This is a genomic window from Modestobacter sp. NPDC049651 (assembly GCF_040659695.1).
GTDB lineage: Bacteria > Actinomycetota > Actinomycetes > Mycobacteriales > Geodermatophilaceae > Modestobacter.
The window spans coordinates 60,009-72,533 of the sequence record NZ_JBFAOG010000008.1; the positions used below are offsets into that span (position 1 = coordinate 60,009).

Consider the following 12,525-nt stretch of genomic DNA (forward strand, 5'->3'; position numbering starts at 1 on the left):
GGAGGTCGGCATGGCCGCGATCGTGGTGCTGGGCGGTGGGGTCTGCGGGCTGGCCACCGCGCTGCTGCTGAGCCGGGACGGGCACGACGTCCTGGTGCTGGAGCGGGACCCCGCCCCGGTCCCCGACGACCCCGGGACGGCGTGGGACACCTGGGAGCGGGCGGGCGTCGCGCAGTTCCACCTGGCGCACTTCCTGCACGCCCGGACGACGCGGCTGACCGAGGCCGAGCTCCCCGACGTGGCCGCCCGGCTGGTCGCGGCCGGCGGGTACCGGCACGACCCGCTGGACAGCGCGCCCCCCACGCTCGGGCCGATCGAGCGCCGTCCGGGTGACGAGCGCTTCGTCACCGTGACCGCGCGCCGTCCCACGCTGGAGCAGGTGGTCGCCCGGGCGGCCGAGGAGGAGCCGGGCCTGCGGGTTGAGCGCGGCGTCGTGGTCGACGGGCTGCTGCTCGGGACGGCGGACGGCGTGCCGCACGTGACCGGGGTGCGCACCCGCGGCGGCCGGCAGGTGCCCGCGGACCTGGTCGTCGACGCGACCGGCCGCCGGTCGCCGCTGCCGGGCTGGCTGCGGGCCGCCGGGCGGCAGCCGCCCCGGGAGGAGGCCGAGGACTCGGGGTTCGCCTACTACGGCCGGTTCTTCCGCACCCCCGACGGCGGTTCGCGGCCGGAGGTCCGGGCGAGCCTCAACTCCCCGCTGGGCTCGTTCTCCCTGCTCACGCTCCCCTCGGACCGGGACACCTGGTCGGTCACCCTGGTCACCGACGCGCACGACCGGCCGCTCAAGGAGCTGCGGCACACCGACGTGTGGACCTCGGTGGTCGCCGCCTGCCCCCGGCACGCGCACTGGCTCGACGGCGTCCCGCTGACCGACGTGGTGTGCATGGCCGGGCTGCAGGACCGGCTCCGCCGGCTGGTGGTCGACGGCCGGCCGGTCGTCACCGGGCTGGTCCCCGTCGCCGACGCCTGGAGCTGCACCAACCCCTCGCTCGGCCGCGGGATCAGCCTCGGGCTGGTGTCGGCCGTGCTGCTGCGCGACGTGCTGCGCGCCGGGGCGGACGACGACCCGACGACGTTCGCCGTCCGGTGGGACGCCGCCCTGGAGCTGGAGCTGGTCCCCTGGTACCGGACGACGCTCGCCGTCGACCGCGGCCGGCTGGCCGAGATGCGGGCCGACCGGGACGGCGCCCCGGCCACCGCACCGCCCGGGGCGCCCGGGCTCGGTGCGGCCCTGGGGCAGGCCGCCGGGCAGGACGCCGACCTCTTCCGCGCGCTGCTCGAGGTCATCGGCTGCCTCACGCTGCCGTCGGAGGTCTTCCGCCGCCCCGGCCTCGCCGACCGCGCGCTCCAGCTGGCCGGCGACCGCCCGGCCCCGGGCCTGCCCGGCCCGGACCGCCGGCAGCTGCTGGAGCTGGTCGGGTGACGGGTCAGGCCTGGACGGGCAGCACCAGCAGCCGCAGCAGCCGGTCGGCCTCGGCGTCCGGGTCGGCGGTGAGCCCGGTGTGCACCGGCCCGGGCTGGACGACGGTGCTGCGCGGCGCGGTCAGCCACCGGAACCGCGATCCCAGCGCCTCGCGGCCGGCCGCCCCCACCCCGGGCGCGGCCGCGCACACGTCCGCGGACGCCTGCAGCGCGGCGCCGATCGCAGCCGGGTCGGCCGTAGGGTCCAGCGCCCGCAGCCGGTCGACGTCCAGGTGCACCCGGGAGCCGAGGTAGTCGCGCTGCCGGCAGTAGACGAGCACGCCGGCGTTCAGCGACTCCCCCCGCTCGACCCGCGGCACCACCCGGAGGACGGCGTACTCGAACGTCTCCCGCGAGGTCACCGCTGCGACATCCCCTCGGGTGGCGGCGGGCCCAGCCACGACGGGCGGTTCCGCCCGCGCGGCGCCGTCCGGCGGCCCGCTCCCCCGGCGGCCGCGGCGGCGACCACCCCGGGCAGCCACGCCTCCCGGGCCCCGAGCCGGGCCAGCAGCTGGGCGACGTAGCGCTCCCGGACGTCGTCCGGGGCGTCGTCCGGCGACGGGCCCTCCAGCCAGGCGTCGGGCACCTGCGCGAGCACCTCGGTGAGCACCGGCCGGGTCACCCGGCCGGCGAGCGCCGCGTCAGCGGCCCGGACGTCGGGCGCGCACTCGACGAGCGCGTGCTGCGCGGCGTCGTACGGGCGCGTGACGGCTGCCTCGGCGCCCGGCCAGTTGTGGTGGAACGTGAGCGCGGCACCGTGGTCGATCAGCTGCAGCCGGCCGTGCCAGAAGAGCATGTTCGGGTTGCGCCACGAGCGGTCGACGTTGCCGATGAGCGCGTCGAACCACAGCACCCGTCCGGCGAGCTCCGGGTCGACCTGGGCCGCGCCGGCCTCGAAGTCCAGCGCCCCGGGCAGGTAGTCCATGCCGAGGTTGGTGCCGGCCGAGTTCTTCAGCAGCTCCTGCACCTCGAAGTCCGGCTCGCCGACCGCGAGCTCGGGGGCGACGTCGACGGTCACCAGCGCGGGCACCGGCAGCGCCAGCCGGCGGGCCAGCTCCCCGCAGACGACCTCCGCGGCGAGCACCTTCACGCCCTGGCCGGCCGAGCGCCACTTGACCACGTAGGTGCCGAGGTCGTCGGCCTCCATCAGCCCGGGTAGCGAGCCGCCCTCACGCAGCGGCGTGACGTAGCGGGTGGCGGTGACGGCGGTGAGCACAGTGCCCGCCAGACTACGGCGTGATCAAGAGCGAAGTCGGCCCGGCGCAGAGTTAGCATCGGGTTTCCCATCGAAGCGCCCCTCCGTGATACTGAGCCACAGTGCACAATTTGTGGATTGACGAGCAGCCCAGTATCACGAGGACACAGATATGAAGTCCTGGATGACCCCTATCGAGGCACCACCCGTCTGGACTCAAGCCAGGCCGACAGGAAGCTGACACGCTACAGCCCTATTCATGCACCTCCATTGGTCAAGGTCGCTTTTGCATAAGCGCGTTATCACAATTGAGCATCTGATTTATCCCCCTCGCCGAGGATTGCGCGCTCGCGACGCTTGGGGCGCCGAGGGTAGCCATCATATGCACTCGAAAAGAGCGACTCCTCCTGCAGTACGAAGCGGAACATCTCGTTCGGCTCCGCAAAGGTTGCGCTAGTTACCAGATATTGTCGGCCTTCGAGGTCCGGAAGGCCGCACCACCGAAACCGTGATGGCCTCGCGAACGTCACTTCCTTTCCGCGACTGTCGCGCAGCCTTACCGACGAGCGTCCCCATTGGTCGACCTCGTGACCCTCAAAACCGAACTCGACACGAGTTAACCCGGAGACTTCCAAAAGGTGCACCGCTTCGCGGGCAGCTCGCAAGCATTGGATAAAGCGGTCCGAATCCGCCCTCGAGCGCCTGAAGTGGAGTTGCTGATTTCTTATCTCACTGATCCTCGAGTCCATCAAGACGCGCCCGACCTCGCGCAGTGAATGAATGACTCGATCTCGGGCCTCGGGTTGCAGATCAAGGAAAGGAAGGACATGATTGAACGGAAAGCTCTGCAGGGCGGTGAACTGAAACCGCTCGGGCCGATCCGCCGCGGGCCTCAAGTGATCATCCGCTTCTGATACGACCGTTGCGACGCGGTCTCCAAGCAGCTTGAATCCGAGACAAAGACTATAGAGCGAGGCGCGCTCGTCCGAGTAATCCGGCTGCGGATCCGCCACCCCCTTCGCCAGTTCGTTCAAATAAGTCGTACTATGCCTTCTGGCCACACTCGGTCGAAAAACGAACGGCTGAGCACTAGCAAAGTGGTCATGCGTCAAGACCCACGCCGAGAAGTGCAGAGCGTCATCGAGCAATCCCTCCAATGCTACAAAATAGTTTGCCGCCAGCGAGCGGATAGCCTCCTCGTCAAGCAATGGACTAACCGCAGCGGTCGTGAGCCTCTGCTCAAGAGCGGCGTGCCTCTTCCAATAAGACTCATGCGGATCGCTCGGATCATCCGCCATCAAACCCAGACGCCAAAGTACGTGCTCGATCACCTCGTCGTCCCCACTGCTTTCCGGGAGGGCGAATCGCAAGTGCTTTGCGGTACCCAAAACCTTCTCTTTCCGCATAGCAATAAGGCGCCCAATGACTTCGCTGGGCGTGGTTGTGCGCAGGAATTCGGCCAGCCGCGCTTCCAAAGAGGGGCCGTCGACCTCACGGAGCAGCCATTCAAGATCCTCAGCGGAACTTGCAACCTCAACTCCATACAGCTCGGAAGTTAGCCGTTGCAGTCGCAATGTCGGTACGTCCGACGAAGCGGCAGCGATGCGGACACCGCGGTATCCCAACTCGACCTGGACGCCCCAGGCTCCAGCATGACGGTCAGCGTTCACAACCGGGCGCCGAACCTCCGTACGAGGCACAACGATTTTAGAGTCCTGCACACAAGCGTCCAGGGCCTCCACAATAACCGAATCTTTCAGGAGAAGGATCAGCTGAAGCAGGCGGGCTTGGTCGAGACTTTCCGCAATCTTTACAGAAGGCCCCCGAAGCCTTAGTGCGGCGATCTTCGACCGTAGACCGGAGTTGCTATCAAGTAGTTGTCCAAAAAGAATGCGCAGCTCAGGCAGAGTCAAGCTGTCGCCAAGTAGATAGGGCAGCGACCCGGTATTTAGATCGTCGTAGCTGCCGGCCAGAGACATCCCAATATCTCGGATGAAGCTAGCCCATTGCCAGGCCCTTTTGCTGCCACGCTCGAGATGCCGATGAATTTTTGAACGGTACTTGTTGACCGGCGCTTCGTCGGATGAATCAAGGTGCACCTGATGCACTGCGTCACAGGTCAGATCAACGCAGTGCCGGAGCGGAACCCAGCGCTCAACGGACAGCGTTCGAACTTGATCGCTCCACAAGAGGCCGAACGGGCCGGTGATCCAGAAGCGCTCTTGAAAAATGCCAATCGGCTGGTCTTGAAGCAGTTGGATTGTCTCATCCAACAACAGGTGGTGCCGCTCTTCCTCGTGGAGGTCAGCGAAACGGTCGTACAGTTGACGCCCGAAAACATACGGGTAAAGAAGGGTGCCCTTCAAGAGCTCGCCAGATATGGCTTGGCTGAGCTTCCCGATGTCAATCCGGTCCACATCAATGAGCGGATCCTCATGCGCAGTGACCAGCAAGCAAAGCAGCCTGGCCTCTTTTGTTGGGACACTTTCTCGTCGCTGCAGATGGACAGCAACTTTGTCACCAATCGAAGAAAGTGCGATAGCCGAGTTCAGTTCGTCCGACGGCTTGTAGGTGTCATCGATGATCGAATTATGAAGAAGCCCGACGAGAGCTGTGACCTCTAAGAGGTTCTCGCGCCAAGCGGCGTCAGGGTACTTCTCCAGCAGTGCCTGCTTATCCAGCGTCACATGCGCAGCCTGCAACATGCGCCTCCCGATGGCTAGAAGCCAAGCCGTCAGGCGACCGGCAAGAACCTAAGTTGGACCAGACTGGAGCGGTGGGCCTCCTCCGTCGTCGCACCCTCGCCGACCTGACCGACGCACCGTTCAGCTACGCCGACGTCGGGGGCACCCGCGCCGGGGAGCTGCCGGCCGGCTACGACCACGTCGTCCGCACGGCGGTGGTCGGGCACGGCCGGGAGCAGTTCGAGCGGGCCGCGGCGGCGGTCTTCCGCTGGGCCGCGCAGCGCGGTGCCGGCCTGCGGGTGCGGGCCGACGGGCCGGCGAGCACCCCGGGCACCGTCGTCCTGATGACGGCGGGCCTGCCCCGGCTGGGGCTGGACATCCCCTGCCGGGTGGTGTGGGTCGCCGACGAGCCCGACCGGCGCGGTTTCGCCTACGGCACCCTGCCCGGGCACCCCGAGACCGGCGAGGAGTCCTTCGTCGTCTCGCTGGAGCCGGGCGGGGACGTCGTCTACACGGTGCAGGCGTTCGCGAACCTGGCCACGCCGCTGTCCCGGCTCGGCGGCCCGCTGAGCAAGCAGGTGCAGTCGTTCGCGCTGAGCCGCTACGTCGCCGCGATCCGCCGGGCCGCCCGGGGGTGAGCCGTCACCGGGCCCGGGCCCGCTCCTCCCGGAGCATGTCCTTGCTCCGCACCAGGCGCAGCAGGGTGACGACCAGCAGCCCACCGGCCATGTTGAGCAGGACCGTGTACCAGAACCAGGCCACCCAGTCGCCGTAGCCGAACGGCGCCCCGGCGTGCAGCGCACCGAAGACCAGCAGCGAGTCCAGGATCGAGTGGAACAGCTGCAGCCCGGCCAGCACGAGGGCCCCGGCGACCGCCGCGACGAGCTTGGCCGGGTCGGAGGTGGTGCCGTGCTGCATCCGGGTCATCAGCGTGATCGCCACCCCGGCGAGGAAGGCCAGCGCGGCCGACCGCAGGTCCAGCGGGGAGTCGACGAAGTGGGCGGCGCTGCTCACGATGCCGGACCGCAGCTCGGGGAAGGCGCGGACCACCACCCACATGAGCGCCCACCCGCCGACCAGGTTGCCCAGCAGCGTGCCGAGCCACAGCTTGCCGAGCTGCGCGGCGCTGGCCCGGCCGGCGGCCACCGCGGTGACCGGCACCAGGAAGCCCTCGGTGAACAGCTCGCTGCGGGCCAGCACGAGCGCGATGAACCCGACGCTGAACGCCAGCCCGGCCAGCAGGTGGCTCCCGGTCTCCGCGTACACGGCGACCATGAGCAGCACCCCGAAGCCCACCTCCAGCCCACCGGCGAGGCCGGTGGTGAGCACCTCCCGCCAGCTGCGGTGCAGTCGCTGGGCGCCCTCGCTGACGATCGTGTCGAAGGCCTCCTGCAGCTGGTCCTCCGCCGGGCCCTCGCTGTCGCCCAGTTCCTCCCGCGCCCCGCGCTGCTGTGCCATGCGGGGGCCCTACCCGGCCACGGGCGCGCGGAACGGGACGGCCGGACGCCGGGCTACAGGTCACGGCGCACCAGCAGCACCGCGGCGGCGGCCCAGCCGGCCAGCGCCCACCCCGCGCTCAGCGCCAGCCCGGCCGCCCAGCCGGGACCGTCGGCGAGGAACGGCACGCCACCGACCCGCCGTCGGCCGCCGCGGCGACCGAGCCGCCGGCGCGCTGCAGCCCCGCCGCCAGCAGGGCGGTCTGCGGGGTGCGCACCCGGACGACGGCGCGGGCGCCGAGCAGCTCGGCCATCGGCACGTCGGCCAGCAGCCGGCCCCGGCCGAGCACGACCAGGTGGTCGGCGGTGTCCTGCACCTCGCTCAGCCGGTGGCTGGAGACCAGCACCGTGCGGCCCTCGGCGGCCAGCCCGCGCAGCAGCTGCCGGACCCAGCGGACGCCGTCGAGGTCCAGCCCGTTGACCGGCTCGTCGAACAGCAGCACCTCCGGGTCGCCGAGCAGCGCGACGGCGATGCCCAGCCGCTGGCCCATCCCCAGCGAGAACCCACGCACCCGCTCGTCGGCGACGGCGTCCAGGCCGACCAGCTCCACGACCTCGTCGACCCGGTGCCCGGGCAGGCCGTTGCTCTGCGCGGGCGCCCGCAGGTGGCCGCGCGCGGTGCGGCCGGGGTGCCGGGCCCGGGGGTCGACCAGCGCGCCGACCCGGCGCATCGGGACGTCGAGCTCCGCGTAGGGGACGCCTTGCACCGCCGTCCGCCCGGCGGTGGGGCGGGCCAGGCCCAGCACGCAGCGCATCGTCGTCGTCTTGCCCGACCCGTTGGGGCCGAGGAAGCCGGTGACCCGGCCCGGCCGCACGGTGAACGTGACGTCGTCGAGGGCGGTGCGCGCCCCGTAGCGCTTGGTGAGGCGCTCGGCCTCGATCACCCGACCACCCCACCAGACGGGCGCCGGGGTGTCGGGTGCCCCGCCCCGGGTAGCCGGGACCGGAGTCGATCACAGGAGGAGCCATGCCCCCCGCACGCCAGCCCGACCAGTCCGCCCCGAGGACCGTCAGCCCCACCGGTGTCGGGTACGAGGGCCCCGAGCGGGGACGCGATCCGCGAGCCCAGGCCGGCGACTTCCTCACCACGCCCAACGGGGTGCGCATCCCCGACACCGACCACTCGCTGAAGGCCGGGCCGCGCGGTCCGGTGCTGCTGCAGGACTTCCACCTGCGCGAGAAGATCATGCACTTCGACCACGAGCGCATCCCGGAGCGCGTGGTCCACGCCCGGGGCGCCGGCGCGCACGGCGTCTTCACCGCCTACGGCACCGCCGCCTCGGTGACCCGGGCGGCCGTGCTCGCCGAGGAGGGGCTGGAGACACCGGTCTTCGTCCGGTTCTCGACCGTGCTCGGCTCGCGCGGCTCCGCCGACACCGCCCGCGACACCCGTGGCTTCGCGACGAAGTTCTACACGAAGGAGGGCACCTGGGACCTGGTCGGCAACAACATGCCGGTCTTCTTCATCCAGGACGCCCTCAAGTTCCCCGACATCATCCACGCGGGCAAGCCGCACCCGGACCGCGAGATCCCGCAGGCCCAGTCGGCGCACGACACGTTCTGGGACTTCGTCACCCTGCACACCGAGGCCACCCACCACACGATCTGGAACATGAGCGACCGGGGCATCCCGCGTTCCTACCGGATGATGGAGGGATTCGGCGTCCACACCTTCCGGCTCGTCGACGCCGACGGCGGCACCTCGCTGGTCAAGTTCCACTGGAAGCCGAAGCTGGGCGTGCACTCCCTGACCTGGGAGGAGGCGCAGCTCGCCGGCGGCGTCGACCCCGACTTCCACCGCCGCGACCTGGCCGACGCGATCGAAGCCGGGGCGTTCCCCGAGTGGGAGCTCGGGATCCAGGTGATGCCCGACACCGAGGACGAGACGTTCGAGGGCATCGACCTGCTCGACCCGACCAAGCTCGTGCCCGAGGAGCTGTGCCCGGTGCAGCCGATCGGGAAGATGGTGCTCACCGCCAACCCGACGAACTACTTCGCCGAGACCGAGCAGGTCGCGTTCCACACCGGCCACCTGGTGCCGGGCATCGAGCCGACGAACGACCCGCTGCTGCAGGGCCGGAACTTCTCCTACCTGGACACCCAGCTGACCCGGCTGGGCGGGCCGAACTTCACCCAGATCCCGGTCAACCGGCCGCACGCGCCGGTGAACGACAACACCCGGGACGGCTTCCACCAGGACGCGGTCCACCAGGGTCTGGCGCCCTACACGCCCAACAGCGTCGACGACGGCAGCCCGTTCCCGGCCGGCGCGGAGGACCGGGGCTACGTGTTCGTGTCCCGGCCGGTCTCCGGGGAGGTGGGGCGCGCCGCGCCCGCGTCGTTCGACGACCACTTCTCCCAGCCGGCGATGTTCTACGCCAGCCTCTCCGAGCCGGAGAAGACGCACGTCACCGAGGCCTACACCTTCGAGCTCGGCAAGTGCTACGAGCAGGCCGTCAAGGAGCGCGCGCTCACGGTCCTGGCGAAGATCGACGCCGACCTCTGCGCGCAGGTCGCCGCCGGGCTGGGGCTGCCCGCCCCGGCCCCGGAGCCGGTCGAGCACCTCGACCCGTCGGAGGCGCTCCGGCAGGTCAAGGACACGGTCTTCCCGGTCGACGGGCGGATCGTCGGCATCGTCGCCGGCCCGGACGCCGACCTGCCCGGCGTCACCGCGCTGCGCGAGGCGCTGGAGGCGGCCGGCGCGGTGGCCAGGGTCATCGCCCCGGTCGGCGGCGAGATCAGCCGGGACGGGGCCACGGAGGTCGTCGAGCGGACGTTCGTGACCGCCCGGTCGGTCGAGTTCGACGCGGTGGTCATCGCCGGCGGTGCCCCGAAGGAGAAGGACCTGAAGGCCGTCGTCCTGCTGCACGAGGCGTTCCGCCAGCTCAAGGCGTTCGGCGCCTGGGGCGACGGGGCGGACGTGCTCGCCGCGGCGGGCATCGACCCCTCGGCACCCGGCGTGCTCACCGCGGACAGCGGGGCAGGGCTCGCCGACGACCTGATCGCGGCGCTGGGCCGGCACAAGGTGTGGGAGCGCGAGCAGCTGGTCATGGCGAACGCGGTGGCCCCCGCCGCCTGAGCCCCGCCGTGGAGTGCCAGGGACGCGTTCTCCGCGCCCTGGCACTCCACCCGGGTCAGGCGGTGGGCTGCTCGACCTTCGTGGCCGGGTCGCCGTCGGCGGCCTGGCCGAGCGCCGCCTCGACCCGCTCCAGCAGGTAGGGCAGCGCGAGCGGGCTGCCGTACCCGAGGGCGCCCATCAGGTCGTCGGTGTAGGCGCCGAGGTAGACCGTCCGGTCCTCCTGCACGGCCGCCAGCGAGGTGAACAGCGGGCTGGTGGCGACGGCGTCGGTCGGGCCGAAGCCGCCGCCGATGAGCACGTCCTGGTCGATGAGGCCGAGCTGCTCGTTGCTGACCGCGGTGCTGGCGTCGGGCACGGTGAAGCCCAGCGCGGTGAAGAACTGGCTGCGCAGGTCGTCGGCGCCCATCAGGAAGTGGTCGGAGCCGGCGACACCGTTGTAGTCGACCGCGACCGACGTGCCGGCGAACTCCGGGTGGTCGGCCCTGGCCTGCTCGAACTTCGCCTCGACGTCGTCGACCAGGTCCTGCGCCTGCTCCTCGCGGCCCAGCGCCTTCCCGGTGAGCAGCGTCTGCTCCTGCCAGGGGGTGGCACCGTCGGCGTACTCGTCGGTCTGCGCCAGTGTCGGCGCGATCGCCGACAGCTGGTCGTAGGTCTGCTGGTCGATGAAGGAGTAGACGCCGACGATCAGGTCCGGCTTGAGCGCCGCGACCTTCTCCACGTCGATCTCCGTCTCACCGACGGTGGGCAGCTCCGCGCCCTTCGCCGACGCCGGGGCCCACGGCCGCTGGCTGGCGTCGTAGCCCAGGTTCGCCCGGGTGCCGACCGGCGTGACGCCCAGCGCCAGGACGAAGTCCAGGTCGTTGAACCCGATCGTCACCACCCGCTCCGGTGCGGACTCGACCTCGGTGGTGCCGAACTTGTTCTCGATCGACACCGGGAAGGCGCCGCCGGCGCTCCCGGACGCGCCCGCGTCGGCGGGGTCGTCGGAGCCGCCGCAGGCGGAGACCCCGGCGGCGAGGGCCACCGCCAGCAGCGGGACGGCGAGACGGGACGGACGGCGCACGGGGACTCCTCGAGATCGCGACAGGGCGCGCTGAGGTTAGCCTGCCCTCATCCCGACCGGTGAGGGTGGCCTAACTCCTGCGCTCACGCGCGCTCCGGCACCGCCAGGGCCGAGGGACCGAACCGCTCGACCCGGATGACCCCCGGGTCGACGCCCATCCCGACCAGCAGCTGGCTGGCCGCCTCCGCGAACCCGGCGGAGCCGCACACGTACGCCGTCTGGTCCGGCTCCCACAGCGGCAGCAGGTCCATCGCGGTCATCCGCGCGGCCGGCCGGATGCCGTGCGCCTCACGGGTGAGCACGACCAGCGCACCGGCCTCGGCCAGCTCGTCGGCGTAGGGCAGCTCGGCCAGCGTGCGGCTGGAGACCGCCACCCGCAGCAGGTCGAGCCGGCCCAGCGCCCGCGCGTGCCGGACCATCGCGACCAGCGGGACGACGCCGGTGCCGCCGCCGACCAGCAGCGCCGGGCGCTCGCCGTCCCAGACGAACCAGCCGCCGATCGGCCCGCGGACCTCCAGCTCGTCGCCCGGCTCGACGACGTCGGCCAGGTAGGTCGACACCTCGCCGTCGGCGAGCCGCTCCACGAACAGCTCGACCAGCGGGTCACCGGGCGCCGAGGCGATCGAGTACGACCGCTGCGCCGTGTACCCGTCCTCGGCGGTCAGCCGGACGACGTAGTGCTGGCCGGGCAGGTGGTCGACCCGGTCGTGCACGTCGAGCCGGAGCTCCACCGACGCCCGGATCGGCCGGCGCAGCCCCGCGACGGTCGCCGTCCGCCAGCCGCCGCTGGGCGCACCGGTGGCGGTGAACCCGGCGGGCTCGACCGGCTGCGGCTCGGCGCCCGGCGCGGTCGCCGGGTCCGGCAGCGCGTCAGTCACCCTGGTACCGCTGCTGCTTCCACGGGTCGCCGCGGTCGTGGTAGCCGTTGCGCTCCCAGAAGCCGGGCTGGTCCCGCTTCATCACGGTGATCTTGCTGATCCACTTGGCGCTCTTCCAGAAGTACAGGTGCGGCACCAGCATCCGCACCGGGCCGCCGTGCTCGACCGGCAGCGGCTGCCCCTCGTACTCCCACACCAGCCACGCCTTGCCGCCGGTGACGTCCTCGATCGGCAGGTTGGTCGTGTAGCCGGTCCTGGAGGTGGCCATCACGAACCGCCCCTCGGCGGTCGGCCGCGCGGCCTCCAGCAGGCTGTCGACGCTGATGCCGGCGAAGTGCGTGTCGAACTTCGACCAGGTGGTCACGCAGTGGATGTCGCCGCTGTAGGCCGCGGCCGGCAGCGCGTGCGCCTCGTCCCAGGTCCAGGTGGTCGGGTTCTCCACCTCGCCGTCGACGGTGATGGTCCAGGTCTCCGGGCTGATCCGGGGGGTGGGCTCGGCGGTGAGCACCGGCCAGTCACCCCCGGCGTCGTACTGGCCGGGGGGCAGCCGCGGGTCGTCAGCGCCACGGCGGCGGCCCAGGAAGCCTCGGGTCGGTCCTGCCACGTCGTCGTCCTCTCGGAGCGGCAGCGGTTGTCGGCGGCGATCTTCCTCCCCCGGCGGCGCCCTGT

General features: G+C 71.2%; 11 protein-coding genes. 3 read left to right on the top strand and 8 right to left on the bottom strand.

All coding sequences use genetic code 11. The features are described from left to right. Positions 1–10: 10 nt before the first annotated feature. On the top strand, positions 11–1,423 hold the full coding sequence (locus AB0J00_RS13055; protein WP_357744843.1) for an FAD-dependent oxidoreductase: 1,413 nt from the start codon (positions 11–13) through the stop codon (positions 1,421–1,423). Between the two features lie 4 nt (positions 1,424–1,427). Here AB0J00_RS13055 and AB0J00_RS13060 read toward each other — a convergent pair whose 3' ends face one another. The 3 genes from AB0J00_RS13060 to AB0J00_RS13070 form a co-directional block, all read right to left on the bottom strand. Continuing rightward, positions 1,428–1,823 carry a DUF3037 domain-containing protein gene (locus AB0J00_RS13060; RefSeq protein ID WP_357744846.1) on the bottom strand — a complete coding sequence of 132 codons (396 nt, stop codon included), beginning with the start codon at positions 1,821–1,823 and terminating at the stop codon, positions 1,428–1,430. Then, a complete protein-coding gene (locus AB0J00_RS13065; RefSeq protein WP_357744849.1) occupies positions 1,820–2,677 on the bottom strand; it encodes a HipA family kinase in 858 nt (285 codons plus the stop codon). Before AB0J00_RS13065 ends, AB0J00_RS13060 begins: the two co-directional genes overlap by 4 nt. Before the next feature lie 281 nt (positions 2,678–2,958). Beyond that, positions 2,959–5,343: a hypothetical protein gene (locus AB0J00_RS13070; protein WP_357744852.1), complete on the bottom strand. Its 2,385-nt coding sequence runs from the start codon at positions 5,341–5,343 to the stop codon at positions 2,959–2,961. Between the two features lie 89 nt (positions 5,344–5,432). Between AB0J00_RS13070 and AB0J00_RS13075 the strand changes: the two genes are divergently transcribed. Continuing rightward, complete coding sequence (locus AB0J00_RS13075) at positions 5,433–5,978, top strand: DUF1990 domain-containing protein (protein ID WP_357744855.1); 546 nt, start codon at positions 5,433–5,435, stop codon at positions 5,976–5,978. 4 nt (positions 5,979–5,982) lie between these two features. Here the strand turns inward: AB0J00_RS13075 and AB0J00_RS13080 are convergent, their stop codons facing one another. Beyond that, positions 5,983–6,798 (bottom strand): formate/nitrite transporter family protein, encoded by an 816-nt coding sequence (locus AB0J00_RS13080; RefSeq protein ID WP_357744858.1) that lies wholly within the window; start codon positions 6,796–6,798, stop codon positions 5,983–5,985. A 118-nt stretch (positions 6,799–6,916) separates the two neighbouring features. Continuing rightward, positions 6,917–7,720 (bottom strand): ATP-binding cassette domain-containing protein, encoded by an 804-nt coding sequence (locus tag AB0J00_RS13085; protein ID WP_357744861.1) that lies wholly within the window; start codon positions 7,718–7,720, stop codon positions 6,917–6,919. 83 nt (positions 7,721–7,803) lie between these two features. Here AB0J00_RS13085 and AB0J00_RS13090 point away from each other — a divergent pair, with 83 nt between their 5' ends. After that, positions 7,804–9,915, top strand: a complete 2,112-nt coding sequence (locus tag AB0J00_RS13090; RefSeq protein WP_357744864.1) for a catalase — start codon at positions 7,804–7,806, stop codon at positions 9,913–9,915. Between the two features lie 55 nt (positions 9,916–9,970). Here the strand turns inward: AB0J00_RS13090 and AB0J00_RS13095 are convergent, their stop codons facing one another. The 3 genes from AB0J00_RS13095 to AB0J00_RS13105 form a co-directional block, all read right to left on the bottom strand. Beyond that, positions 9,971–10,978, bottom strand: coding sequence for an iron-siderophore ABC transporter substrate-binding protein (locus AB0J00_RS13095; RefSeq protein WP_357744866.1), 1,008 nt, complete (start codon positions 10,976–10,978; stop codon positions 9,971–9,973). Positions 10,979–11,061: 83 nt separating this feature from the next. Next, on the bottom strand, positions 11,062–11,856 hold the full coding sequence (locus AB0J00_RS13100; RefSeq protein ID WP_357744869.1) for an FAD-binding oxidoreductase: 795 nt from the start codon (positions 11,854–11,856) through the stop codon (positions 11,062–11,064). Continuing rightward, entirely contained in the window at positions 11,849–12,460 is a 612-nt protein-coding gene (locus tag AB0J00_RS13105) for a sulfite oxidase-like oxidoreductase (RefSeq protein WP_357744872.1), read from the bottom strand. The genes AB0J00_RS13100 and AB0J00_RS13105 overlap by 8 nt, the downstream gene beginning before the upstream one ends. Positions 12,461–12,525: the final 65 nt, after the last annotated feature.

Excerpts from the sequence above, each read along its gene's own strand:
- AB0J00_RS13055 (WP_357744843.1), top strand. The coding sequence starts at position 11 with ATGGCCGCGATCGTGGTGCTGGGCGGTGGGGTCTGCGGGCTGGCCACC.
- AB0J00_RS13090 (WP_357744864.1), top strand. The coding sequence starts at position 7,804 with ATGCCCCCCGCACGCCAGCCCGACCAGTCCGCCCCGAGGACCGTCAGC.
- AB0J00_RS13080 (WP_357744858.1), bottom strand. The coding sequence starts at position 6,798 with ATGGCACAGCAGCGCGGGGCGCGGGAGGAACTGGGCGACAGCGAGGGC.